Source organism: Pseudomonas sp. AK181 (assembly GCF_051122975.1).
Classification (GTDB): Bacteria; Pseudomonadota; Gammaproteobacteria; order Pseudomonadales; family Pseudomonadaceae; genus Aquipseudomonas; species Aquipseudomonas lactis.
The window spans coordinates 2,218,966-2,241,481 of the sequence record NZ_CP146348.1; the positions used below are offsets into that span (position 1 = coordinate 2,218,966).

Genomic DNA, 22,516 nt, shown 5'->3' on the forward strand with positions numbered 1-22,516 from the left:
GTGTCCAACGCAAAAGCACCTAACCCTGTCGACCTCAAGGGTATTTTTGGACTGGAGCCCGAGCAGGCCGTCGCTTACCTAAAATCCAAGGGCTACGCAATCACCTGGAACTGGCAGGACATGCTTGACCAGGCGCACGACCAGGCGTTTACCGTGGCTAAGGCCATGCGCCTCGATCTGCTGTCTGACATTCGCGGTGCCCTGGAGACGGCGTTGCAGGATGGACAAACCCTCAAGCAGTTCATCACGGCGCTGCAGCCGACCTTGGAGTCTCAAGGCTGGTGGGGCAAGCAGGTCATCGTTGACAGCCAGGGCGAGGGTGAACTGGTCCAGTTGGGCAGCCCGCGTCGGCTGAAGACCATCTACCAGACCAACCTGCAGAGCGCTTACATGGCCGGTCGCAAGGCCACTATGGAAGAAACCACCGATACCCATCCGTACTGGATGTACGTGGCTATCCTGGACGGCAAAACACGGCCCAGTCATCGCGCCTTACATGGTCAGGTCTTTCGTCACGATGACCCGATCTGGTCGGCGATCTTTCCACCTAACGGTTTCAACTGCCGTTGCCGCGTTGTTGCGCTGACCGAGGCAGCAGTCAAACGCCGGGGGCTTAAGATCGTTTCAAGCGAAGGCCGCATGTTCACCGAAACGGTCGAAACAGGCGTGGATAAGCGTACGGGCGAGATTCGTACTGCAGAGGTCACCGGCTTGCGTACCACGGATAAGGTGGGCAAGCCCGTAACGTTCCGAACAGATCCGGGGTTCAACCACGCACCAGGTACTGGCCTGGCCGACATGTTGAAGCGTAAACAAACAGCGGCATAAGGGGTTTGACATGATCACAGTAGAGCTGGATCACCAGCGCCTGCAGGACGTTTTGCGCCGGGTGGAGTGGGCGGTGGGTGATGTTGCGCCACTGATGCGTAGTATCGCCGCCGAGATGCTCAGCCAGACTGAGGAGAACTTTGCCGAGGAGGGTCGGCCCGATTGGGCGGATCTTTCAGACACAACCACAGAGCGCCGGGCGAAGAAAGGTAACTGGCCTGGCCAGATATTGCAGGTCAGCGCCGCAGGGCTGGCAGCATCCATCAGCAGCCGTGCCGATGACAGCAGCGCACTGGTCGGCAGTAACAAGCCATATGCCGCAATGATGCACTTCGGCGGTGACAAGTCGGAATTTCCACATCTATGGGGCGACATTCCAGGCCGTCCGTTCCTTCCTATGGACACCGAGGGCCAGCTGCAGCCCGAAGCGGAAGAGTCGATCCTGGAATTGGCGATGCATCACATCGAAAAGGCAGCTCGCCTGTAACGCCCTCAGAGGCGCCTGGGCAGCAATGCGGCTGCGGTTCATCGCACTATAGGGTTGAACAACGTTGTAAACGCTTTATAAAGCCGATCTGCCTTATTCTTTACCAGCGGCGCGAGTGCTGAATGCACCACCGCCGTTCTGGCACTCATCTGAAACTCTTTAAACTCGATTAAAAGCCTTGGGCCGATCACAAGCCCAATCTGTGCGCATCACCTTCAACGGCAGCGTACAGCCTCATGAAACCCATTCACATCTTCAAGTCAGGTCAGCACACCGCAATGGGCGGCGGAAGTTTCGACTTCAGCGAGTCAGACCTCGCCGCCACGGTGAAAGCATACGACCCGACACTGCATGAAGCCCCACTGGTTATCGGCCATCCAAAACATGACGCCCCGGCTGGCGGTTGGGTCAAGTCCTTGTCTCTCGCAGATCACGGCCTAGTCGCCGAGCCTCAGCAAGTGGACGCCGATTTTGCCGAGCTGGTTGCCAAGGGCAAATTCAAGAAAATCTCCGCGTCCTTCTACCAGCCTGATGCCGCCAACAATCCAGTCCCTGGCGTGTACTACCTACGACATGTCGGCTTTCTTGGCGCCCAGCCGCCAGCCGTCAAAGGTCTGCGCCCCGTCGACCTGGCAGAAGGCGAAGAAGGCGTCCTTGAATTTGGCGATTTGGGCGACAGCGTCTCCGCAGGCATTTTTCGCAAATTGCGCGAGTGGCTGATCAGCCAGTTTGGGCAAGCCGTGGCCGACCAGGTCGTGCCCAACTGGGAAGTCGAAACCCTCCTGGCTGATTCGCTCCGCGATGACGGGCCAGCCGCATTCAGCGATCCCGCGCCCAAACCAACCATCGAGGCAACCATTGTGACTGAAGACGAAAAAAACGCCATTACCACTGAAAACGCTCAGCTCAAAGCCAGGCTCGCCAAGCGTGAAAAGGCAGATATCGAAGCGGCACAAACCGCCTTGCATGCAAAAAACGTCGAGTACGCCGAGCAGCTAGTCGCTGCGGGCATGAAGCCCGTTCATGTACCCGCCATCGTCGCCGTACTGGATTACGCCGAGGGCGGCGTAAAACCACTGGAGTTCGGTGAAGACGACGAGCGCGAGCCTTTGGCCGATGGCTTGAAGAAGGTGTTCAACACCTTGACTGGCTCGGTCAGTTTCAGCGAACAGGCGTCCAAGGAACGGGCTGGCAAGACAACCAAACAATCTCAAAACCCGTTGCTGGCTGATGCCGAAGCCCGCACTCAGAAATAGGAGGTCCCATGGCTAATTTTTCACAACCTAAAAATTTGGGTGACGTGCTGCTGGTTGAGGTCAGCGAGGGCTGGACCAAGCAGAAAGGCACCTTGCTTGCTGGCTCCAAATATTTGCTGGGCCAGGTGCTGGCTAAGGTGGCGGGCAAGTACCAGGTACTCGATCCAGCCGGAGCGGCGGCTGCCAAAAAAGCGGTCGCTGTGCTGGCTGAAGATGTGGATGCCACCGACGGCGACCGCCCTGGCTTGGTGATCGCTCGCGGCGCCGTTGTTGATCCAAATGAATTGGTGTGGCCTGCCGGTTTCACCGATGCCCCCAAAGCAACCGCCCTGGACGAACTCGATGCCCTTGGCATTGTTGCCCGTGCGGCCCTCTGACTAGGAGTACTCCATGAATTTGCAAGACATGTTCAGCATTGCCAACCTGACGGCAGCCGTAAACAAGCTACCCGCTATTCCTGGCAAGGTCGGCGCGATGGGGCTGTTTGACGAAAAAGGTGTCACCAGCACCAGCGTGGTTATTGACGAGCGCGAGGGTCGCCTGGTTTTGGTACCCAACACTTCGCGTAACGATGATCCAGCGCCGGTCAAAGGCAGTAAGCGTTCGCGTAAAACCTTTGAAACCTTGCACTTGCCCGTCAGCCGATCTCTTCTACCAAACCAGCTCCAGGGCATTGCGGCCTTTGGACAGGAAAACTCAGCGGCACCGGTAGCCACCATCATCAACGACAACCTGCAGGAGTTGAAAAACAGCATCGAAGCCACCCGCGAATTCCAGCGCGTTGGTGCCTTGCGCGGCAAATTGCTGGACTCTGACGGTGCTGTTATCACCGACCTCTATAACGAGTTCGGGGTGGAGCAAAAGAAAATCAACGTCAACCTCGGCAGTGCTACCACCAACGTTCGCAAGGCGTGTCTGGATGCCAAACGCCATTCCGAATCCAAGCTCGGCGGTGTAATGGTCACAGGGTTTCGCAGCCTCTGCGGGCCGGGTTGGCTGGACGCTTTCGTCGAGCACGAAAAAGTTAAGGCGGCATTTGCCAACTATCAAGAGGCGCAGGACCGTCTGGGTGGCGACGTGCGTTCGGGCTTCACCTTCGGGGGCATCGAGTTTATCGAGTACGACGTGACTGTCAGTGCTCAGCGCTTTATCCCCCTGGATGTGGCCCAGGTGTTCCCTGTCGCCAAGGGCGTGTTCCGCATGTTCAACGCCCCGGCCAACTACAACGAAACGGTCAACACCCTGGGCCTGCCGTTTTACAGCAAGGCTGAGGCACGTAGCTTGGGTAAAGGCTGGAAGTTGGAGGCTCAGAGCAACCCATTGGCCTTGTGCTTGCTCCCTGAAGCCCTGGTCGAATTGAAGATAGGTTGACCCATGCGCTACTGCACCCGCGCCGATATCGGCAACGCCATCCCCGAAATAACGTTGATCCAGCTTTCCAATGATGACCCGGCTGCAGAGCAGCCGAACGAAAACGTCATTGGTGACGGCGTGCGCCAGGCTGAAGAGTTGGTGGATGGTTATCTGCGCGGGCGTTACAACCTGCCGCTGGACCCGGTGCCCACCGTTTTGCGCGATGCGGTGGTGTATTTGGCGCGGCACTGGCTCTATCAGCGCCGCCCGGAAGGGGCGATGCCGGACCCGGTCAAGGACAGCCGCAAGGACACCATCAAGCTGCTGGAAAGCATCCGCGATGGTGTGGTCACCCTGGGCATGCCAACCGGCCAGGCGGCACCAGAGCCTGGTGAAATCAAAGTCCGTGCCCGCCGCTCGCAGTTCACGGCTGATCAATGGGAGCGCTACTGATGAGCCAGCCCAAGGCAAAGACCCAAACCGAGCAGTTGCTGGATGCCTTTATCGCTCGGTTAAAAAAGGACTTTGGCCGGGAGCTGTCCGTTGAGCTGTTTCCTGAAAACCCCGCGCTATACCGACTCAACCATACGGTGGGCGCCATTCTGGTGGCTTACGGCAAGTCGACGTTTGGTGCATCAGAAGCCACTGACGCGGTATTCCAAGCCCGCAGCATGAGCTTTCAACTGACCCTGGTGTTTCGCCAGCTTCACGGTTCCGGCGGTGCGATCAGTTTTCTGGATCGGATTCGTGAATGCTTGACCGGCTGGAAACCACCGCATTGCGATATGGCATGCAGGCCATCCGCCGAACATTACATCGGCCAGGTGCAGGGGCTTTGGCAGTACGGGGTGACCATCGCTACTCGCGCCACACAGCTACAAACCATGGGTCCCGAAGACGGCCCGCTATTGAAAGACACCCGCTTTGAGGAACACCCATGAAACTGACCCGATACCTCTACACCGGCCCGCAGAGTTGCGCCTCGCTACGTGTGGGTGAAGAGCGCGAGCTGCTCGATGTGCAACTTCTGCCTGGAGGTGACGTCGAGCTTCCGGCTGATCACGAATACACCGTGGTGCTGCTGGCATTGAAGCACCTGGTGCTTTTGCCCGAGACGTCCGTAGTTCCCACTCCACCGGCTGAGCCTGTAGCCGTCGTCGAGAAGAAAGGAGCCAAACAAAATGGCAGCTAACTATTTGCATGGCATCGAGACCATCGAAGTCGAACGCGGCCCTCGGGCTATCCGTGTGGTCAAGTCAGCGGTCATTGCGTTGGTCGGCACCGCGCCTATTGGACCGGTCAACGAGCTGACACTGTCGCAAACCGAAGTGGACGACGCCAAGTTCGGCCCAGATCTGGAAGGTTTCAGCATCGCTGAGGCACTGGCGGGCATTCATGCCTTCGGCGCCGGGACCGTGTTGGTGGTCAATGTGCTGGACCCGGCAGTCCACCGCAGTAATATCGTCGGGCAGGCTCGCCAGTTCGGTGACAACGACCTGCTGCAACTGCAGCACGGTGCCTTGCAAGTCCTTGCGTTGAAGTCTGAGGACGGTACCAACACTTATGTAGCGGACACCGACTATTCAGTGAACCTGCTGACCGGTCGTGTCACGCGTAAACCTTCGGGCGGTATTCCTGCCGCTGCCAAGGTGAAGGCGGACTACACCCACACAGATCCGAGTAAAGTCACCCCAGCCGATATTATCGGCGCCGTCACCGTGGCCGGTCGCCGTACAGGCTTGAAGGCGTTTCCAGACAGCTACAACCTGTTCGGGTTCTTCCCCAAGGTTTTCATTGCGCCAGGCTTTAGCACCTTGAACAGCGTGAGTGTCGAACTGATTGCGTCGGCGACCCAGTTGAGCGGCGTTGCTTACATCGACGCCCCCATCGGCGCCACAGTGCAACAGGTAATTGCTGGCCGGGGCCCACTCGGCACCATCAACTTCAACACCAGCAGTGACCGGGTACGTCTGTGCTACCCACATGTGAAGATCTACGACGCACGCACCAACGGCGAGCGCCTGCAGCCGCTGTCGGTCCGCGCGGCGGGCCTGCGGGCCAAGGTCGATAACGACAGTGGCTACTGGTGGTCCAGCTCCAACCAGGAACTAGTGGGCGTCATCGGCCTGGAGCGGCCATTGACGGCGCGGGTCGATGATCCCAACAGCGAGGTCAATCTGCTCAACGAAAACGGTATCACCACCGTGTTCAATTCGTTCGGCACGGGCTTGCGTCTGTGGGGCAACCGCACCGCCGCCTGGCCGACCGTGACCCACATGCGCAACTTCGAGAACGTGCGCCGGACCAAAGACGTGGTCGACGAATCGATTCGTTACAGCTCGCTGCAATTCGTTGACATGCCAATCACCAACTCGCTGATCGACAGCATCACGGAAAGCGTGAACCAATTCATGCGTAAGCTGATTGGCGACGAGGCGCTGCTCGGTGGTGAGTGCTGGTATGACCCTGCACGCAACCCGCAGACCGAGATCGAGGCCGGACATTTGCTGTTCAGCTACAAACTGACGGTGCCTCTTCCATTTGAACGCGGCACCTTTGAAACCGAAATCACCGGGGAATACCTGGTCAACCTGGGAGCCGCATAAATGGCCGGTTTTAGCGCACATCGGATCGCCAACGCGTCGGTCTACCTGGATGGAAATAGTTTCTTTGGTCGCTGCGAGGAGATTGATCTTGGCTCTGTGAAAACAGTGATGTCGGATTTCCAAGGGCTGGGCTTGGTAGGTCTTATCGAACTGCCAGATGGCATCGACAAGCTGGAAGGCAAGATCGTTTGGAACAGCCTCTATTATGACGCAGCTAAGAAGCTAGCTACTCCGATGAAGAGCGTGCAGTTGCAATGCCGTTCAAGCGTTCAGGTGGTCAACAGCTCGGGCCTGGTCGACGAGATCCCGCTGGTCACCATGATGACGGTGACCTTCAAGGAATACGCCCTGGGCAACTACAAACCGCGTGATCCAAGCAAGTTCGAATCGCCATTTTCGGCCACGTACGTACGGCAGATACTTGATGGCGAAGAGATCATGCTGCTCGACTATCTGTCCAATATCTTCAAGGTTGGCGGTGTAGATCAGTTGTCCAAATACCGTAAAAATATAGGACAAGCTTGAGTTAACTTCCCGCTAGCTCACTTGCCGTTGTGACAGCCAGCGCGACACCTCGTTTCAGTACACTGGTTGTTAGGTCTCTGATCTGATCAGCAAAGCCGCCTTTAGTCGCTGCAATGAGCTGCTGTCCTAGCGTTTCGGAGTTCTCAAGGCTTTTAGGCGTAGCCTTGAGAACCTCCAGACCTTTTGCGGTGAGGGTCACGTCGATGAACCCAGTTGAGCTCGATATGAGTATGTCTATATAGCCAGCCTTGGCTAACCACTTTGCTGAGTGGACGAAGAAATCCACGGTTTCACGTTCAATCTCAGTCAAGTCTTGGGCACCACCGTACCCTTCCTCAGTTACCGGATCGAATACCCTTTTCTGCATCGTGACGCCTGCAATCTCAGGTTCAAGGCGGGTTGGAACTGGAAAGTGCTGATAAAGATGAGCAAAAATCTTCCCGGTTATTTCGTCAAACCGCTCTATATTCGACTCTGACATATTCGGCCTCGGCTACTTCTTTTTAGAAAGACTATTGATGTAAGACCGTATATGCGGCCGCGCTGCCGCTATCGGGTCCAGCCCTCGTAGCTCTGTGGTTCGTTGATCCCCATTGGGGAGAAAAACGGTCAACGTGTCTCCCTCCACTATGAAGGTTGCCGTGCATTCAATGCCGTTATGCTCAAGCGTGATTTCTTCTTCCATTTTGACCTCCCAGTCTGCTCATCAAAAAATTTCTCTTTAAACTCGATTAAAAGCCAGCGCTCCGACCAGACGCGATACTCAAGGCTCTCATAGAGCAACCGATCACTCGATCAACCTGGAGTATCAAACGTGGCCGACCAAGTCAGTCTCACCCTCAAGTTCCCCTTCAAATCAGGCACAGGTGACCAGCTCAAATCCCTGCCTATCAAACGTCTCAAGCGCAAAGACATCAGCGCAGCCCAGGCAGTAGCCAAGGACGAAGGCGCCATGGAAGACATGCTATGCGCCAAGATGCTCGGCATCACCCTGGAAGATCTGCTGGAATTCGATATTGCTGACTCTAAGTCAGCTACTGAGGTGTTGCGGGAAATGTCCCACGGACGAGACCTTGCTGCATTCCTGGGACGAAGCGCTGCTACTGGTACTGAGGATGCAGCCGTCTGAAATCGACGAGCTGGAGATGGAACGGTACTGGTTTTGGGTCGATGTATGTCAGCGAGAGATTAACCGCCGGATCGAATTTTCCGAGCAGATGAACCGCTGATCAAAGTCACCAAGCCAACTACCACTCCCGCTAGCAATGCGCCGCCCGCTGCGATAGGGGCGGCTACCAGCGCCAGCAACGGCAGGCCCAGGCAGAACATCAGCACCGCAGCCCACAATGGCAGGTTTGCCAGGCAAAGCCAGGCAAGCCAGATCACACCGACGCCGATGGCCAGTGCATATAGGGTTTTGGCGGTGAGCAGAGCGGCTTTTTCAAACATGCTTGCAGCGTAGCAAATTATGGCTAATGAAGTCCTGGTCGGATTAAAGATCGGTGCCGTGGTATCCGGTAGCCTGCATGCCGCGTTTGGCTCGGCGAAGTCGACCGTGCAGCAGTTGGGCCGCGCTACCGATGGCTTGACTACCAAGCAGAAGCTGATGGGGGCGGAGCTGGCGGCTTCTATTGCCCGAGGCGGTACCGGCGTTGAACGCCTGCGCCGTCAGTACGACCAGGTCGGTCGTACCATTGAACAGCTCAAGACCAAGCAAGAACGCCTCAATACCAGCATTGCCCGTGGTGAAACGCTGAAAAACAAGCGTGGTGATCTGCGTGGGCAAGCGGTGGAAACTATCGGTACTGGCGTGGCCCTGGGCGCGCCAGTGGTGCAGTCGGTGCGCACGGCCATCGAATTCCAGGACCAAACCCGCGACATATCTATTACCGGTGGCTTTGACGAGGCTGAGGAACAACGCCTAAGTAATGTGATGCGCGGCGCCGCTCTGAGGTGGAACCAAACTCAAACCGAAGTTGCCAAGGGTACGGGCGTCCTGATTGCAGGAGGTATCTCAAGCGCAAAAGAGCTTGCTGCGTACGCGCCAGTAATGGCCAAAACCGCTACCGCAACCCGAGCCAGCATGGACGATCTTGGGGCTGTCGCTATCGCACTGAACGATAACCTGGGTATCGGCGCCGCTGGGTTAGAGCGTGCAATGAATATCCTTGCCTATGCAGGCAAGCGAGGCCAATTCGAACTGGCAGACATGGCTAAATGGCTGCCGCAGCTCACGCCGCAATTTGCTGCGCTGGGTGTTACAGGCGAGCGTGCGGTCGCAGAAATTGGCGCATCGTTGCAAATCGCACGTAAAGGCGCCGGAAGTAACGATGAGGCTGCCAACAACTACAAGAACTTCCTTTCTAAATTGACCGCTCCTGACACTTTGAAGTCATTCAGCGACGCGGGCATTGATCTTAAAACATCAATGACTAACTTGATCAGCTCAGGGCTTACTCCCACGCAAGCCATGCTGGACATCATCACAAAATACATGGGCACTAAAAGCCCAAAAGCAGCATCCGAATTTCAAAAGGCGATGTCGCTCAAAGATCAATCAGAGCGAGAGACAGCACTAAATCGCATCAACGAAGCTTATAAGCTCGGAGAACTGTTCCGGGATATGCAGGTATTGTCATATCTCCGACCAGCGCTCGCGAACCGGTCGGAACAAGCAGACATCCAAAAAGGAGGAATGGGGTCTGCTGACCAGGGCGTGCTTGAACAGGACTGGAAAAAGCGTATGGGTAGCCCCAAAGAGGAGCTGAAGCGCCTGGGAGTGAACCTATCAGACATTGGCATCTCGCTGGGAAGCGCCCTTATACCTGCACTGGTGGACGTGACCCAGGCACTTGTACCTGTGATGGCTTCGTTCTCAACATGGGCCAGTGAAAACCCCACCATCATCAAAGGCGTTGTCGGTCTCGTCGGCGGCCTGCTCGCGGGCAAGCTTGCCTTCATCGGCCTGGCCTACGGCGCTAATCTGGTTATGTCGCCGTTCGTGGCAATGTCCACCACCATCACTACCGTATCGGCCAAATGGACGTTGTTGCGTGGTATGTGGCAGGTGGGCAAGTTTGCCCCTCTGGTCAGCGGCCTGTCCCGTGTTGGCGCGGGTTTGCTCACTGTGGCCAAGTACAGCGGGTTGTTCTTGCGCGGGGTCACTATGGCATTGGGCGCGCCGTTGCTGATGGCGGCCCGAGGTGGGTTGTTCCTGGGCAAAATCCTCGGCGGCACTTTGCTGTTCGGGCTCAAGCTTGCCGGACAGGCAGTCCTCTGGCTGGGCAGAGCCTTACTGATGAACCCCATCGGTTTGTTGATCACAGGTATTGCTTTGGGCGCGTATCTGATCTACCGCTACTGGGAACCCATCAAGGGCTTCTTCAGCGGCTTATGGACAGAGGTCAAGGCGGGCTTCAATGGCGGGCTGTCTGGTATCACCGGATTGATTCTTAACTTTTCACCGCTAGGGCTGTTCTACCGCGCCTTCGCTGGAGTAATGAGCTATTTCGGAGTGGAGCTGCCCGGTAAATTCAGTGAGTTCGGCGGGATGCTGGTGACGGGGCTGATTAGCGGCATCAGCAACATGGCCAGCTCGCTGAAAGACAGCGTGGTGGGCATTGGCTCCTCTGTTAAGGGCTGGTTTACGGAGACCTTGGGCATCCAGTCACCGAGCCGGGTTTTCATGGGGTACGGCGCAAACATCAGCGAAGGCGCGGCAATTGGCATCACGGCGCAATCCGACCTGGTGCGCCGAGCAGCCCTGGGAATGGCGGGTCAGTCGAAGGTCGACATGCTGCCGCCCAACCCGGCTGAAGTATCCAGAGCGAGCATGATGGGCGGCTTTTCAAGCCCAGGCCAAGGCGGCGCACCTGGTGCAACAGGACAGCCCACTTACCATTACTCGCCACAGATCACGGTATCCGGTGGCGCGAACATCCGTGACCAGGTGGTGCAAGGATCGCAGGCCGGTTACGCGGACTTTGTGAAGTTCATGGAGCGCTACAGCCACGACAGGCGCCGCCGCAGTTATGGCTCATCTGATGAAGGATTTGCCTGATGTTTGCGATTCTTGGCGATATCGAGTTCACCGTTGCAGGTGGTATCAGTGGGCTGGAGCAAAGTGGCTCTGCCGACTGGGCTGAGCATTCTCGTATCCAGGGTAAGCCACTGCTGGAGTGGATTGGCGAAGGCTTGGACACCTGCAACCTGACGGTAGAACTTCACCCGGTGCTGGGTGATCCCGATGAGCGCTTGCGGGCTCTTCGCCAGGCCAAGAGCAAGCACGAGCCGCTGGCATTCGTCATGGGCAGTGGCGAATACCTGGGTGCCTATGTCATTACCGATATCGGCAACACGATCCGTCGAGCCACCGCTGTCGGTCAGATTACGGCGGCCACAGTGCAGGTGAGCCTGAAGGAATACACCGGGTCGTTTAATCGTAAGGTTCTGCGGCCAGGGCTGCTCGATCCCGCCTTGAGCGGAACAGCTGCAGCGGGCATGGGGTCACCTGGGCTGATATCAAAACTCACGCCACCCGCCAGCCCGACCCAGTTGGCTATTGGTCACGCTAAAACCGTTGGCAATGTATTGCGGGCGGGGAAAAACCTCTATGACTCCGTCAAGAGCGGCAGTCCGTCGATGATTCTGGGCCAGGTACCGCAGTTGCTGAATATCACTGCGCGGGCTATCGAGCCGCTCCAAGGTTTTAAGCTGGCAGCTGAGCTGCTCGATGACGGCTCCGATCTGTCGCGCCTGAGTGACAACGTGCTGGGCAACGTAATGGGGTCTCGGTCGAGCCTTGATCCGGTTGACCTTGGCAACATCGTCGACCGGTTCAACAGCTCACACGAATCCCTAAACCAGGCGGCGTCCACCTTGAACGGTGCGGGCACTCGCCTGGCGGGCCTGGCGGCACAAGTCCTGACCCGGAGAGCCTGATGTTTATCACCCACATAACAACTGAGGGAGAGCGCTGGGATCAGCTTGCCTGGCGTTACTACGGTGACGCTCACCGCTATTGGCCTATCGTGGAAGCCAACGCCCACGTGCCCATCACTGCGGCTCTCCCGGCTGGTCTGATGCTCGCTATTCCAATGTTAGAGCCAGTGGCGTCAACCGAGGATCTCCCCCCATGGATGCGCTGATTCCCGAACAGGTACCCGAGGCGCGCTTTGTGCTGACCTACCAGCAGCGCAACATCACCCGCGATATCAGCAAGCACTTGCTGTCGTTGAGTTACACCGACTTTTTGACCGGGCAGGCAGACAGCCTGGACATTGAACTGGAGGACATGGAGGGCAAGTGGCGGGACGCTTGGTACCCAGGGCATGGCGACACCTTGCAGCTGTCTATCGGCTGGGAAGGCAAGCCTCTACGGTCCGTGGGCAGCTTTGAAATTGATGAGGTGGAGCTGAACTGCCCGCCCTCGACCATCAACATTCGGGCGCTTGGTGCCGGCATTCAAACGGCGTTGCGGACCACCGAGCATAAAGCCTACGAGAACACGACCCTGGATGCGGTAGCGAAACAGATTGCAACGCGCCAGGGGTTGGAGCTGATTGGGCGCATTGAGCCGATCACACTCGACCGGCTGACCCAGCAAGAGTCGGATCTGACGTTTCTGCGCAACCTGGCGGGTGAGTACGACTACGCCTTCAAAGTGACCGGCAAGCGCATGGTGTTTCATGCGATCAGCGAGTTGTGCAAGGGCGTGCCCGTGGGCAGCCTGGTCCTGCAGGATCTCGCCAGCGTCCGGTTGCGCGACCAGATAACCGTAGTGCCGAAGGCTATCGAGGTGAAACACAAAGACCCTGTCCAAAAGAAACTGATCTCTTACACCATCGTTAATGGCGAAACAGTTGCTGTGCCCAGCAGCTCCAGCAAGACCACCACCAGTGCCGATACCAAGAAACAGCGAGGCCGTAGCAGCTCGACAGAGGTGGCAAAAGCCAAAGCCAAGGGCGACCTCGGCAAGGCTAACCGAGAGCGCACCACGGGCAGTTGGACCAGTATGGGGCGCCCTGATCTGGTGAGCGGTAACGTGGTCACCCTGGTCGCAGCGGGCAAACTTGGCGGCAACTACCTGATCACCGCCTCAAACCACCGCGTGAGCCGTTCCGGCTACACCGTGGATCAAGAGGTCTGCCGCGTCTCGGCGCCCACGATCAGCTTGACGGCGGCCAATACCAAGCCTGACCTGGCGCTGTCGACCCATGGCATGCCGCATGAAGTGGTGGCGTAATGGGCGTTGAACTGGAATACGGTGAGGTCAGCGCTGTGGATTACCCTGGTTGTCGCATCCGCGTGCGACTGGATGACCGTGACGGCGTAGAAAGTTACTGGCTCAACGTGCCTCAGCGTAATACGCAGGGCACAAAGCGCCGTCCGCTCATGCCCGAACTGGGCGAACAAGTGGCGGTTCTGCTCGATGCCGATGGCGTGGGCGGCGTGTACCTGGGCGGGATTTACTCGACTGCCGAACCACCGCCTGTCATAGACGAGGATACTGACTATGTGCGCTTTAGCGATGGAACGGTCTCGACTTACAACCGCGTGTCCGGGGTCATGACGCTGGACTGTGTTGGAGCATTGCTTGTGAAGTGCGGCAGAAACATCATGGTTGAGGCCAATGAGCCAGTAACAGTTAAGGCTCCCTCTGCAGTATTGGACGTCCCGCAGGTGACCCTCAATGGAAACCTGCAGGTGAATGGAAATATCAATGCGACGGGAAAAATCATCGATGCTGCCGGAAACTCAAGTAACCATAGTCATTGATCTAAAGTAGGACAGCGATTTTTGCACCTTTAATAAACTCACCACGGATTGTGTTCCCGTATACCGTCAACTCCTTTGGTCCAATATCGACCCCAGTGCTCTTCAGTCGATAGGTCACCTCCACAGCTGTGATGGGGGTCGAGATCTCAAACAAAGCATCAGGCGCCTCTGGATATTGTTTACGTAGTGCCTCCTCGCTCTTAAGCTCCAAGAATTTCACGGAGACCGCGTCGCCATTGGGATACTTAACTGAGACAGCTTTACCGGATGGTGGGCATTCAACATCCTCTTGGTTGCCATGAACGGTCCAAAAGTTTTCTTCCATCGAGAACCTTGGTTCACCGTTAATGGTCGCCTCTGCGACATTTAGAAGAAGATATCCATCATCATCACGACTAAGCCAAATTACGGGACCATGCTTATGGCTTACAGCCACGTAGGTTTCCAGGAGGAAGCTTCCACCTATGACCATTAACAACTCATTTCTCATCCAGTTAAAACGTCCTTTGACTTGTTCAGCTTCATCCTTCGCTTGCTTCATTTGCCTAAGCTGCTCAATGGTAAAAGCACCTGCGTCTGCTTGTGCGTGGTGCTGAACACACAGAGCTATCATTCCCTCCGGGTTGTGGTGATTCTCTACGTGCCAAGGCGGGTCAAAATGATGCCACTCAAGGTAAGGGCTACCGCAGCCCTTTACAGGGCAGCCGAAACCAACCTCCTTTCTTAACTGCCTGAGTACCGCTACTTTTGGTTTTCTATTCATTTCAGCTCCTAATTGCCTAAGCACGGTCTTCTTTAAACTAGGTTAAAAGCCAAGCGTAGATGGTTTCTCCATCATTGGCACATGACGACTCCCCTTGCTTATACCAGCATCACCGCCGCCCACTGGCAGCCCGCCCTCGGTACACCCGGAGGGGTGGTTGAGGGCCTACGGGACATTGACCAGGCTATTCGAATTATCCTGACCACGCCCAAGGGCAGCGATGCCCACAGGCCCGACTTCGGCAGCGACCTACATCTGTATATCGACTGGCCCACCAACCGGGTCACCCCGCACCTGGTGCGCGAATCGGTTGACGCCATTCGTCGCTGGGAAACCCGCGTTTCCATTGTCCAGGTGCAAGTCAGTATCGACGACGAACACGTCACGGTGCGCGTGCAATGGCGTGTTGCCGATGGCGTTCCTCAACTGACCGAGGTGCCGTATGCGCGAGCTACCTAAGCCCGAGTTCGTCAAGATCGATCCTGCGGCCACAGAGGCTGAGATTATTGCCAGCTACGAGAAAGAGTCCGGCAAGTCGTTGTACCCCGCGCAGATCGAGCGTTTATTCCTCAACCAGGTAGCTTATTCAGAAACACGAATCAAGGCTGCGATCCAGAACGCTGGTGAGAAGCTCCTGGTGCGATACAGCAGAGGGCCGATCCTTGACTACCTGGGCGACCTAGTTGGTACGCCACGCTTGTTATCCGTTGGTGCGGTTTGCACCGTCCAGTTCGATATCGTCGGTGGGCAACCGCAGGATCGTTTGATTCCCGCCAATACACGCCTAACCACTCAAAATGGCGCCGTGGCGTTTCTTACCCGTCAGGAGGCGGTCTTGAAGGCGGGAGCGCTTACTGTGCAGGTGCGGGCTGTCTGCGACACCCCCGGTGTTATCGGCAACGGTTGGGCTATCGGTCAAATCAATACATTGGTCGGTGAGGGGTTTACCGGGTTATCGGCCAGTAATATCACCGTACCTGTCGACGGCGCAGAAGACGAGGTCGATCCTCATTATATAGAACGGATCATTCTTGCCCCCGAGGCTTACACCACAGCAGGCAGTGAGGGCGCCTACCGGTATCACGCGCTATCGGTCCACCAGTCCATCATTGATGTGGCCGTACGCGGTCCCGAGGACGGATTGCCAGATGGCGAGGTGGCTATTCATCCGCTCACTGAAACGGGTATGCCTACGGCGAACCTCCTGGAGCAGATCGAGCGTTACCTGACCGGCCAAAAACTACGCCCTCTGTGTGACACAGTGCGAGCGCAGATGCCGGAACATATCGACTGGCGTATCAAGTCGCACATCACGCTGTACGCCTGGGCCGACAGAGAGCCCACTCTGGCCGCAGTGCGTAAGGCCGCCCAGGACTACGCCCAGGAACTGCGCGTCAAACTCGGGCTCGACATCGTGCCCGAGCAGCTCAACGCCCGACTGCAGGTCTCGGGCGTGTACCGCTCAGTCCTGGAGCTACCGGCTGTTCCCCTGACACTAGGGCGACACAGCTGGGCTGATTGCTCTGACATCGACATCCTCTATGCGGGGGTGTCTGATGGCTGAGTTGACCCTGCCGCCAGCGCTGGCGGGTGACGAACGCTTTGCACGCCTGTGCAAGTTGCTTGAAGAACGGCATGCCGGCATTGATTTGACGCCGATGCTGGTCTATCTCCTCGACCTGGTGAAAGCGCCTCTGCTGCCCGTGCTGGCCGATCAGTTCAGCCTGCTCGATGAGGCCGCTTGGTTGTTGGCCGAGTCCGAAGACGCCCGCAGGAACCTACTCAAAAACGCAGTAGAGCTGCACCGATACAAGGGCACGCCCTGGGCGATCCGGGAAATTATCCGCCTGCTAGGCTTTGGCGAGGTCCAGCTGCAGGAGGGCCTCGGCGGTCGCACCTATGACGGCAGCATTAACTTCAACGGGCTTTACGTCTACGGCGCGCCCCGCGCCTGGGCAGCGTATCGCGTGATATTCGCCGAGCCCATTACGAACGATCAGGCGGATCTAATCCGCCGCATGTTGTCCACCATCGCACCTAAAAGGTGCCGCCTTGCCTCGCTTGAGTATCAAGCCGTGGCCATTCGCTACAACGGCGCCGCTCGTTATGACGGGCTGTATAACCATGGGAGCAGTATTTGATGGCCACCTTGCCTGAAACAGAAGACTACGCAGATGGGACTTACCAAATTGAAACTTCGGATAGGGTATTAGGTGGCCCTGGTGGCATAGCGAACAAACAAGCTGAGCAGTTGGGCAATCGAACTGCGTGGCTGAAAGCCGCTATCGCAAAGATTGTTAACGGTAAAACCGCCGTTGGCTTGGCTGCTCAGCTGGCCACAGCTCGCTTGTTGAAGTTCAAGGGCGCGGTCAGTGGCAGCGTTAGCTTCGACGGTAGCGCCGACACGGAGATAACGTTAACGCTCGCTGACTCAGGTGTTTTGGCTGGAAGCTACACAAAAGTCACATTAAACGCGAAGGGCGTAGCCACCGCAGGTGAAAATCCCCGGACCTTAGATGGGCACGGGATCATCGACGCTATCGCTATCGGTGATTACGGGCTCGGCGGGAAAGTATCTCCACAAGGGCGTATTGATTCCAAAAATCTGCTCGGCGGCTTTTACTCGTTCAAGGAGGGATATACCACTTTTGCCAACTACGTAGGGTTGATCAACATCCCTTATGGGGAGGAGGGTTTCGCTGGGCAGTTAGGCTTTGAGCAAGGCGGAGCAGAGCCAGTAGTTTATATCAGGAGCGTGAGCAACTCAGGAGAGTGGACGCCCACCCGGAAACTTTGGCATACAGGTAGCTTCGACCCCTCAACCAAGGCACCACTTGCGAGCCCTGTCTTTACTGGAGCGCCAGAGGTGCCGAACGTGGCCGCTGGAGACAATTCAAAGCGTGTCGCGAACACTGCGTTCGTTCGGGCAGCTGTTTCTGCATTGGTGGGTTCTTCGCCAGAGGCGCTTGACACATTAAACGAGTTGGCTACCGCGCTAGGAAACGATCCGAACTTCGCGTCCACAATGACAAAAGCGCTGGCCGGTAAGGCTAACAAAGGCGTGAGCCTTGCGGATTACGGAATACTTGATGGGGTCAAAATTGGTCGCTTTGGTATCGGTGGCACGTCCACTGATGTAGCACCCATCGAGACAATTGGTTTGCCCGGTGGTTTTTACGCGATGGATGGATCGCCAACAGCTTTTTTACAGTATTCATCCATCTTAAACCTCCCCTATTCCGACAAGTCGTGCGCTGGCCAGATTGCTGTAGGTCAGGGCCGTGATGATGTGATTATCTGCGTTCGCGGCGTGACGAACTCAGGTAAGTGGACGCCGAAACGGACCCTATGGCATGACGGAAATTTAGATGCAAATGCTCTTCTGCCGGTTGGGACTTCTATCGCTTTCGCGGGCGCCAGAGCGCCTGCTGGATTCCTGAAAGAAAATGGTGCTGCAGTTTCCAGAACCGTATACGCCAATCTCTTTGCAGTAATTGGTACGACCTACGGTGCGGGAGACGGGAGTACCACGTTCAACCTGCCCGAAAGTCGCGCAGAGTTCTTCAGAGGGCTCGATGACGGTCGCGGTGTTGATGCCGGTCGTGGTCTAGGAACCTGGCAACCCCCAATGCTGGAGGCTCACGATCACACGCTGACTAGCGACGGTACCGGAGCCGCTGGAGCTGCTGGAGGAAATACAACAACAGACTTTAAAGTTGACGGTAGCGTGAGCGTCGGAACCACCGGTAGAACCGGCGGGGCCGAAACGCGTCCTCGAAACGTTGCACGACTGATGTGTATCAAGTACTGAGGTGAACCATGACAGATTCCAATCCTCCGCGGATTTACCTAGCCCATCCGGTTACGGGGGAGTACATAGGTGAAGCATTTGCAGACCCCAACCCGCTTGACCCGGATAACTGGCTCATACCAGCCGGGGCCTTTGTCGAAGCGCCGCCGCCAAACAAAATAGGCTTTGCAGTGATCAATACTCCCGACAGCGATCAGACCTGGTCGTTAGTTCAAGACTGTCGAGGCATTGTCTATAGCAAAGTCGATGGGAAGGCTCGCGAATGGCAAGAGCTTGGCCCGCTTCCCGATTACCTGACAGCAGAAGTCTGTCCCGGTCCGTTTTACGTATGGCAAGAAGATCGCTGGCAGTTAGATCAAGAAGCAGAGGCTAAGGCACTATCCAGTCAAGCCCTAGCTGAACGCGACCGATTGTTGGCGGCTGCAGCCACGCGAATAGCACCATTGCAAGATGCAGTGGATCTGGGCGACGCGTCGCCGGAAGAAGAGATAGAAATAGAGGAATGGAAGCGCTATCGCATAGGCTTGAACAGAATTCAGCGGCAGCCTGACTTTCCGAAAATTATTGATTGGCCAGCTTCACCCGCCAATCGCAATCAGCAATAAAAGAGGGCTGCCAGCTCAGATGTAGACGCATCTAAGCTGACCGCCAACCAGCAGAACTACCCTGCAAGCCAGCCAAGGCCCTCCCGCTCACGTGAGCGCTGGAAAGCCTACCAGAAGTGCAAAAGGTTTGCAGATGATGCAAGAGATACGTTGTGGCCACTGTGGCCGAAAGTTAGCCGCCGTATGTGGGTTTACGGAGTTACAGATCAAGTGCCCGCGTTGCCGGACGCTTAACCATTTGAAGGCCGAGAGCCTCCTGACATCGCCAGCGAGCGTCCCAAGCCTTCAGGAGGCAGTATGTCCGCGCAACCGATTATCCCCTGGATAGGTGGCAAACGCCGTCTCGCCGACCGTATCTTTACGCTGTTTCCGGCTCACAGTTGTTATGTGGAGCCTTTTGCCGGAGGCGCCGCGCTATTTTTTTTAAGACCGGTACCGGCAGAGGTCGAGGTGCTTAATGATGTCAACGGTGACTTGATCAACCTCTACCGGGTGGTGCAAAACCACTTGGAAGAGTTCGTCAGGCAGTTCAAATGGGCTCTGTCGAGCCGCCAGGTGTTTAAGTGGTTGCAGATGACGAGGCCGGAGACCCTTACCGATATCCAGAGGGCAGCCAGGTTTTACTACCTGCAGCAATCCGCTTTCGGCGGACGCGTTGATGGACAATCGTATGGAACCGCTACCACGACACCACCAGGACTAAACCTACTGCGCTTAGAAGAGACGCTATCAGCCGCGCACCTGCGTCTGAGCAGCACTTATATAGAGCACTTGGGTTGGCAAGAGGTGATGAAGAAGTACGACCGTGAACACACGCTGTTTTACTGTGACCCGCCGTATTGGCAGACGGAAGGCTACGGCGTTCCGTTTGGGCTGGAACAGTACGAAGCGATGGCCACAGTTTTAAGAGAAATTAAGGGCAAGGCTATCGTTAGCCTGAATGACCACCCTGACATCCGTAGGGTATTTGCTGATTTCCACATAGAAACCACTGACATCAAATACACCGTTGGGGGCGGTAAAGGGAGTGATGCAAAGGAGGTGTTGATCTTCAGTTGGGACATTCAGGCCGAACCTGCCGGTCTGTTTTGATATTCTGTTGCAACAGCTGCAAAAAATTCTGAGGCCATTTATCTCAGATTAGAGCGCGAGTTTTTCGCGCTCGGCATCACCCATGACAATCGAGGGTGTACTACCTCCCCGGCCTCTCCCCCCCGACAGGCCGGCCGTACAATCAACCAAGCCACCACCGGCCACCGCTGAAACCTGGCATGAAAGCTCTTCCTCGTCCCCGGTGGAAGGCCCGCGCAAGCCCCGTCTTTTTCGTGCACCCTTGTCGGCTCTGCGTCATCGAGACTTGCAGAACTTACCCATTGAGCGGTCCAGTGGTGTCCTGCCGAGTGCAACGTCAACGGATAGCCAGTTGACTAAAGCGCTGGAGAAATCCTTCGCCTTGCTGCACTCGTTCCTGAGTGATGGGCGACTGACCTGGATGTCTTTGCAGCGGATCGCCGCTCATCCTAAGGGGGAAAGCGAGGCGTTGGATGACGTGATTCAGGTCGTGAGGGAAATGCTCAAGCGCCCGCGCTTGAGTGATGCGGTTTTCAGCCGGGACGGCGATATTACGCGCGATAGCCTCAGTGCGGCTGCCCAGGCGTTGCAGGGGAACAGCTCGGCGAATGTGTTCAGTCAAGACCCGTTTCATGCGCAAGGCAATGCGCAGGTGGTGGAGGCACTGCAAGGCCAGTTTCCGCTGTTGAGAGACGAGACCATGGATCGAACCTACCTGTTTGAACAGCATCAGTACGTGGAAATCGCCAAGCTCAGGGAGGTCATGCAGGACCCATACGAGGTTGATCAACAGAGCGCGCCCGTGCTGGATACGTCCACGGGCATGCCCCAATCCAAATACAGCGAGTTCTGCGTCTACACCGCCAAGAACATTATTGAGCGCCCAGGCTTGTTGCCCTCATTGGAGCGTGCAAATGTCACACGACTATTTGGTCCACCTCACAAAGAGGGGTGGCTGAGCAACAAAAGCCTTGAACGGTGGCATGAGCAGGACGCCGCTCGCAAGGCACGCTGAAAAGCGAGCTATACCTTGAGGATTTTGCCACTGATGGCCACTGCCGCCAGCAATACCGCGATCAGGATGAAGGCAGTACTCAAGCTGCTGCCATGGGCGATAAAGCCAATCATGGCGGGGCCGGCGAGAATGCCGGCATAACCCAGTGTGGTGATGGCGGGCACCGCAATATGTTCCGGCATCACTGTTTGCTTGCCCACGGCGGTATACAGCACCGGCACGATATTCGAACACCCGGCACCCACCAGCGCATATCCGAGCAGCGCCGTTTCCCACGCTGGCAATAGGGTTGCGAGGAGCAAGCCGGCACAGGCCAGCGCGCCACCGATCACAATCACCCGTGTGGGCCCCAGGCGTCGAACAATGGCATCGCCGGTGAGTCGCCCTGCGGTCATGGTCAAGGCAAATGCCGCGTAGCCCAGGCCGGCGTAAGCCTCATCCAGGCCGCGCTCGGCGCTCAAAAACACGGCACTCCAATCCAGTACGGCACCTTCAGCCAAAAAGACGATAAAACACAGGCAACCGATAAACAACACCACCCCATGGGGCACTGCAAATGCCGGCCCTGAGCTTTCACTGCCGTAAGGCAACAAGTGCGGTGCAGCCTTGAACAGCGCTCCCAGCGTGATAACCACCACCACCAGAGTTGCCTGCAATGGCGACAGCCCCAGGCCAAGTAACCCCGCAACCCCCGCTGCGCCGACAATGCCCCCCAGGCTGAACAACCCATGGAAGCCCGACATCATGGTTTTGCCACTGGCGCGCTCAACGATCACCGCTTGCAGGTTGACGGTGGAGTCCACGGTGCCCAGGCCTGCGCCAAACAGGAATAACCCGGCAATCAACAACGGGATCGAACTGACGGTGGCCAGTATCGGCAGGGCCAGGCAGATCATCAGTGTCCCTGCGGTCAGCACGCGTCGGCAACCGTAACGCGAGGCGAGCGCACCCGCTGCCGGCATTGCGATGATCGACCCCACCCCCAGGCACAACAACAGCAAGCCAAGGGTGCCTTCATTCAGGTTCGCGCGTGCCTTGGCATACGGCACCAACGGCGCCCAGGCCGCGATACCAAAACCTGCGATAAAAAAAGCGATGCGGGTCGACATCTGTTCCAGTCGCCCGGGAACCACGGGGGCAGGGGTGGGAATGGCAGTCATGAAAAATCCTTGGTTTGGCGTTCAACGAACGATGTCCGGCGCGACATCCTTGCACATCAGGCCCTCTCGAGCGAGCCGGGTTCCCTTGGTGTTACGGGGTGCGAGGCAAATTTTTTTACAAACACGGAACGCTTTGACCACCGGTGACCACGTAGAAAATGATCGAGCCTGTAGGAGGTGGGCTGGAAGGTGTGTAATCCCTGCGGGAGTGGCTGAACCCCAGGTTTCTTGCGGCGGATTACCACCTTCCAGCTCACTT

Annotated in this window: 28 protein-coding genes; 24 read left to right on the forward strand and 4 right to left on the reverse strand. The window is 56.8% G+C overall.

Annotated elements, in window-relative coordinates:
- The 10 genes from V8689_RS10485 to V8689_RS10530 all read left to right on the forward strand — a co-directional run bounded on the left by V8689_RS10485 (position 1) and on the right by V8689_RS10530 (position 7,055).
- The gene (locus V8689_RS10485; RefSeq protein WP_005789387.1) at positions 1–828 is read left to right on the forward strand and encodes a phage head morphogenesis protein; all 828 of its coding nucleotides are present in this window, start codon (positions 1–3) and stop codon (positions 826–828) included.
- A 10-nt stretch (positions 829–838) separates the two neighbouring features.
- Positions 839–1,315: a phage virion morphogenesis protein gene (locus V8689_RS10490; RefSeq protein ID WP_005789385.1), complete on the forward strand. Its 477-nt coding sequence runs from the start codon at positions 839–841 to the stop codon at positions 1,313–1,315.
- A 236-nt stretch (positions 1,316–1,551) separates the two neighbouring features.
- Positions 1,552–2,571, forward strand: a complete 1,020-nt coding sequence (locus tag V8689_RS10495; protein WP_150073108.1) for a peptidase — start codon at positions 1,552–1,554, stop codon at positions 2,569–2,571.
- 8 nt (positions 2,572–2,579) lie between these two features.
- Positions 2,580–2,948, forward strand: coding sequence for a head decoration protein (locus V8689_RS10500; protein WP_005789381.1), 369 nt, complete (start codon positions 2,580–2,582; stop codon positions 2,946–2,948).
- Positions 2,949–2,961: 13 nt separating this feature from the next.
- On the forward strand, positions 2,962–3,942 hold the full coding sequence (locus tag V8689_RS10505; protein WP_005789379.1) for a major capsid protein: 981 nt from the start codon (positions 2,962–2,964) through the stop codon (positions 3,940–3,942).
- Positions 3,943–3,945: 3 nt separating this feature from the next.
- Positions 3,946–4,377 (forward strand): gp436 family protein, encoded by a 432-nt coding sequence (locus tag V8689_RS10510; RefSeq protein WP_005789377.1) that lies wholly within the window; start codon positions 3,946–3,948, stop codon positions 4,375–4,377.
- Positions 4,377–4,865 (forward strand): Gp37 family protein, encoded by a 489-nt coding sequence (locus V8689_RS10515; protein WP_005789375.1) that lies wholly within the window; start codon positions 4,377–4,379, stop codon positions 4,863–4,865. Before V8689_RS10510 ends, V8689_RS10515 begins: the two co-directional genes overlap by 1 nt.
- Positions 4,862–5,116 carry a hypothetical protein gene (locus tag V8689_RS10520; RefSeq protein WP_005789373.1) on the forward strand — a complete coding sequence of 85 codons (255 nt, stop codon included), beginning with the start codon at positions 4,862–4,864 and terminating at the stop codon, positions 5,114–5,116. Before V8689_RS10515 ends, V8689_RS10520 begins: the two co-directional genes overlap by 4 nt.
- Entirely contained in the window at positions 5,106–6,530 is a 1,425-nt protein-coding gene (locus tag V8689_RS10525; RefSeq protein WP_005789372.1) for a phage tail sheath subtilisin-like domain-containing protein, read from the forward strand. Before V8689_RS10520 ends, V8689_RS10525 begins: the two co-directional genes overlap by 11 nt.
- Positions 6,531–7,055, forward strand: coding sequence for a phage major tail tube protein (locus tag V8689_RS10530; protein ID WP_005789370.1), 525 nt, complete (start codon positions 6,531–6,533; stop codon positions 7,053–7,055).
- Position 7,056: 1 nt separating this feature from the next.
- On the opposite strand, the gene V8689_RS10535 is transcribed toward V8689_RS10530, so the two are convergent.
- Positions 7,057–7,536, reverse strand: a complete 480-nt coding sequence (locus tag V8689_RS10535; RefSeq protein WP_005789368.1) for a hypothetical protein — start codon at positions 7,534–7,536, stop codon at positions 7,057–7,059.
- Positions 7,537–7,869: 333 nt separating this feature from the next.
- On the opposite strand from V8689_RS10535, the gene V8689_RS10540 reads away from it, so the two are divergent.
- Positions 7,870–8,184: a phage tail assembly protein gene (locus tag V8689_RS10540; protein WP_005789366.1), complete on the forward strand. Its 315-nt coding sequence runs from the start codon at positions 7,870–7,872 to the stop codon at positions 8,182–8,184.
- A gap of 59 nt (positions 8,185–8,243) precedes the next feature.
- Here V8689_RS10540 and V8689_RS10545 read toward each other — a convergent pair whose 3' ends face one another.
- A complete protein-coding gene (locus V8689_RS10545; protein WP_005789363.1) occupies positions 8,244–8,504 on the reverse strand; it encodes a hypothetical protein in 261 nt (86 codons plus the stop codon).
- A gap of 19 nt (positions 8,505–8,523) precedes the next feature.
- Here V8689_RS10545 and V8689_RS10550 point away from each other — a divergent pair, with 19 nt between their 5' ends.
- Genes V8689_RS10550 through V8689_RS10570 form a run of 5 tightly spaced genes read left to right on the forward strand, consistent with a single transcriptional unit; the run spans position 8,524 to position 13,832 of the window.
- On the forward strand, positions 8,524–11,115 hold the full coding sequence (locus V8689_RS10550) for a phage tail tape measure protein (RefSeq protein WP_150073107.1): 2,592 nt from the start codon (positions 8,524–8,526) through the stop codon (positions 11,113–11,115).
- Positions 11,115–11,996 carry a phage tail protein gene (locus V8689_RS10555; RefSeq protein ID WP_005789359.1) on the forward strand — a complete coding sequence of 294 codons (882 nt, stop codon included), beginning with the start codon at positions 11,115–11,117 and terminating at the stop codon, positions 11,994–11,996. Before V8689_RS10550 ends, V8689_RS10555 begins: the two co-directional genes overlap by 1 nt.
- Positions 11,996–12,202 (forward strand): tail protein X, encoded by a 207-nt coding sequence (locus V8689_RS10560; protein ID WP_150073106.1) that lies wholly within the window; start codon positions 11,996–11,998, stop codon positions 12,200–12,202. The genes V8689_RS10555 and V8689_RS10560 overlap by 1 nt, the downstream gene beginning before the upstream one ends.
- Positions 12,190–13,299 carry a phage late control D family protein gene (locus tag V8689_RS10565; protein WP_005789357.1) on the forward strand — a complete coding sequence of 370 codons (1,110 nt, stop codon included), beginning with the start codon at positions 12,190–12,192 and terminating at the stop codon, positions 13,297–13,299. Before V8689_RS10560 ends, V8689_RS10565 begins: the two co-directional genes overlap by 13 nt.
- Positions 13,299–13,832, forward strand: a complete 534-nt coding sequence (locus tag V8689_RS10570) for a phage baseplate assembly protein V (protein ID WP_005789355.1) — start codon at positions 13,299–13,301, stop codon at positions 13,830–13,832. Before V8689_RS10565 ends, V8689_RS10570 begins: the two co-directional genes overlap by 1 nt.
- Before the next feature lies 1 nt (position 13,833).
- On the opposite strand, the gene V8689_RS10575 is transcribed toward V8689_RS10570, so the two are convergent.
- Positions 13,834–14,595 carry a hypothetical protein gene (locus V8689_RS10575; protein ID WP_005789353.1) on the reverse strand — a complete coding sequence of 254 codons (762 nt, stop codon included), beginning with the start codon at positions 14,593–14,595 and terminating at the stop codon, positions 13,834–13,836.
- A gap of 81 nt (positions 14,596–14,676) precedes the next feature.
- Here V8689_RS10575 and V8689_RS10580 point away from each other — a divergent pair, with 81 nt between their 5' ends.
- The 8 genes from V8689_RS10580 to V8689_RS10615 all read left to right on the forward strand — a co-directional run bounded on the left by V8689_RS10580 (position 14,677) and on the right by V8689_RS10615 (position 21,097).
- Positions 14,677–15,054: a GPW/gp25 family protein gene (locus V8689_RS10580; protein WP_032803616.1), complete on the forward strand. Its 378-nt coding sequence runs from the start codon at positions 14,677–14,679 to the stop codon at positions 15,052–15,054.
- On the forward strand, positions 15,038–16,159 hold the full coding sequence (locus V8689_RS10585) for a baseplate assembly protein (RefSeq protein WP_434520707.1): 1,122 nt from the start codon (positions 15,038–15,040) through the stop codon (positions 16,157–16,159). The genes V8689_RS10580 and V8689_RS10585 overlap by 17 nt, the downstream gene beginning before the upstream one ends.
- Positions 16,152–16,736: a phage tail protein gene (locus tag V8689_RS10590; RefSeq protein WP_160049566.1), complete on the forward strand. Its 585-nt coding sequence runs from the start codon at positions 16,152–16,154 to the stop codon at positions 16,734–16,736. Before V8689_RS10585 ends, V8689_RS10590 begins: the two co-directional genes overlap by 8 nt.
- Positions 16,736–18,406, forward strand: a complete 1,671-nt coding sequence (locus V8689_RS10595) for a phage tail protein (RefSeq protein WP_434520708.1) — start codon at positions 16,736–16,738, stop codon at positions 18,404–18,406. The genes V8689_RS10590 and V8689_RS10595 overlap by 1 nt, the downstream gene beginning before the upstream one ends.
- Before the next feature lie 8 nt (positions 18,407–18,414).
- Positions 18,415–19,011: a tail fiber assembly protein gene (locus V8689_RS10600; RefSeq protein WP_434520709.1), complete on the forward strand. Its 597-nt coding sequence runs from the start codon at positions 18,415–18,417 to the stop codon at positions 19,009–19,011.
- A 136-nt stretch (positions 19,012–19,147) separates the two neighbouring features.
- Positions 19,148–19,339, forward strand: coding sequence for a Com family DNA-binding transcriptional regulator (locus V8689_RS10605; protein WP_150073118.1), 192 nt, complete (start codon positions 19,148–19,150; stop codon positions 19,337–19,339).
- Positions 19,309–20,103, forward strand: a complete 795-nt coding sequence (locus V8689_RS10610; protein WP_150073102.1) for a DNA adenine methylase — start codon at positions 19,309–19,311, stop codon at positions 20,101–20,103. The genes V8689_RS10605 and V8689_RS10610 overlap by 31 nt, the downstream gene beginning before the upstream one ends.
- 241 nt (positions 20,104–20,344) lie before the next feature.
- Positions 20,345–21,097, forward strand: a complete 753-nt coding sequence (locus tag V8689_RS10615; protein ID WP_282390121.1) for a type III secretion effector protein — start codon at positions 20,345–20,347, stop codon at positions 21,095–21,097.
- 8 nt (positions 21,098–21,105) lie between these two features.
- Here V8689_RS10615 and V8689_RS10620 read toward each other — a convergent pair whose 3' ends face one another.
- Positions 21,106–22,257 (reverse strand): MFS transporter, encoded by a 1,152-nt coding sequence (locus V8689_RS10620; protein ID WP_056788303.1) that lies wholly within the window; start codon positions 22,255–22,257, stop codon positions 21,106–21,108.
- Positions 22,258–22,516: the final 259 nt, after the last annotated feature.

Excerpts from the sequence above, each read along its gene's own strand:
- V8689_RS10605 (WP_150073118.1), top strand. The coding sequence starts at position 19,148 with ATGCAAGAGATACGTTGTGGCCACTGTGGCCGAAAGTTAGCCGCCGTA.
- V8689_RS10490 (WP_005789385.1), top strand. The coding sequence starts at position 839 with ATGATCACAGTAGAGCTGGATCACCAGCGCCTGCAGGACGTTTTGCGC.
- V8689_RS10515 (WP_005789375.1), top strand. The coding sequence starts at position 4,377 with ATGAGCCAGCCCAAGGCAAAGACCCAAACCGAGCAGTTGCTGGATGCC.
- V8689_RS10590 (WP_160049566.1), top strand. The coding sequence starts at position 16,152 with ATGGCTGAGTTGACCCTGCCGCCAGCGCTGGCGGGTGACGAACGCTTT.
- V8689_RS10525 (WP_005789372.1), top strand. The coding sequence starts at position 5,106 with ATGGCAGCTAACTATTTGCATGGCATCGAGACCATCGAAGTCGAACGC.
- V8689_RS10495 (WP_150073108.1), top strand. The coding sequence starts at position 1,552 with ATGAAACCCATTCACATCTTCAAGTCAGGTCAGCACACCGCAATGGGC.
- V8689_RS10575 (WP_005789353.1), bottom strand. The coding sequence starts at position 14,595 with ATGAATAGAAAACCAAAAGTAGCGGTACTCAGGCAGTTAAGAAAGGAG.
- V8689_RS10505 (WP_005789379.1), top strand. The coding sequence starts at position 2,962 with ATGAATTTGCAAGACATGTTCAGCATTGCCAACCTGACGGCAGCCGTA.
- V8689_RS10600 (WP_434520709.1), top strand. The coding sequence starts at position 18,415 with ATGACAGATTCCAATCCTCCGCGGATTTACCTAGCCCATCCGGTTACG.
- V8689_RS10580 (WP_032803616.1), top strand. The coding sequence starts at position 14,677 with ATGACGACTCCCCTTGCTTATACCAGCATCACCGCCGCCCACTGGCAG.
- V8689_RS10545 (WP_005789363.1), bottom strand. The coding sequence starts at position 8,504 with ATGTTTGAAAAAGCCGCTCTGCTCACCGCCAAAACCCTATATGCACTG.
- V8689_RS10560 (WP_150073106.1), top strand. The coding sequence starts at position 11,996 with ATGTTTATCACCCACATAACAACTGAGGGAGAGCGCTGGGATCAGCTT.
- V8689_RS10585 (WP_434520707.1), top strand. The coding sequence starts at position 15,038 with ATGCGCGAGCTACCTAAGCCCGAGTTCGTCAAGATCGATCCTGCGGCC.
- V8689_RS10530 (WP_005789370.1), top strand. The coding sequence starts at position 6,531 with ATGGCCGGTTTTAGCGCACATCGGATCGCCAACGCGTCGGTCTACCTG.
- V8689_RS10500 (WP_005789381.1), top strand. The coding sequence starts at position 2,580 with ATGGCTAATTTTTCACAACCTAAAAATTTGGGTGACGTGCTGCTGGTT.
- V8689_RS10550 (WP_150073107.1), top strand. The coding sequence starts at position 8,524 with ATGGCTAATGAAGTCCTGGTCGGATTAAAGATCGGTGCCGTGGTATCC.
- V8689_RS10570 (WP_005789355.1), top strand. The coding sequence starts at position 13,299 with ATGGGCGTTGAACTGGAATACGGTGAGGTCAGCGCTGTGGATTACCCT.
- V8689_RS10595 (WP_434520708.1), top strand. The coding sequence starts at position 16,736 with ATGGCCACCTTGCCTGAAACAGAAGACTACGCAGATGGGACTTACCAA.
- V8689_RS10520 (WP_005789373.1), top strand. The coding sequence starts at position 4,862 with ATGAAACTGACCCGATACCTCTACACCGGCCCGCAGAGTTGCGCCTCG.
- V8689_RS10610 (WP_150073102.1), top strand. The coding sequence starts at position 19,309 with ATGTCCGCGCAACCGATTATCCCCTGGATAGGTGGCAAACGCCGTCTC.
- V8689_RS10555 (WP_005789359.1), top strand. The coding sequence starts at position 11,115 with ATGTTTGCGATTCTTGGCGATATCGAGTTCACCGTTGCAGGTGGTATC.
- V8689_RS10565 (WP_005789357.1), top strand. The coding sequence starts at position 12,190 with ATGGATGCGCTGATTCCCGAACAGGTACCCGAGGCGCGCTTTGTGCTG.
- V8689_RS10620 (WP_056788303.1), bottom strand. The coding sequence starts at position 22,257 with ATGACTGCCATTCCCACCCCTGCCCCCGTGGTTCCCGGGCGACTGGAA.
- V8689_RS10510 (WP_005789377.1), top strand. The coding sequence starts at position 3,946 with ATGCGCTACTGCACCCGCGCCGATATCGGCAACGCCATCCCCGAAATA.
- V8689_RS10535 (WP_005789368.1), bottom strand. The coding sequence starts at position 7,536 with ATGTCAGAGTCGAATATAGAGCGGTTTGACGAAATAACCGGGAAGATT.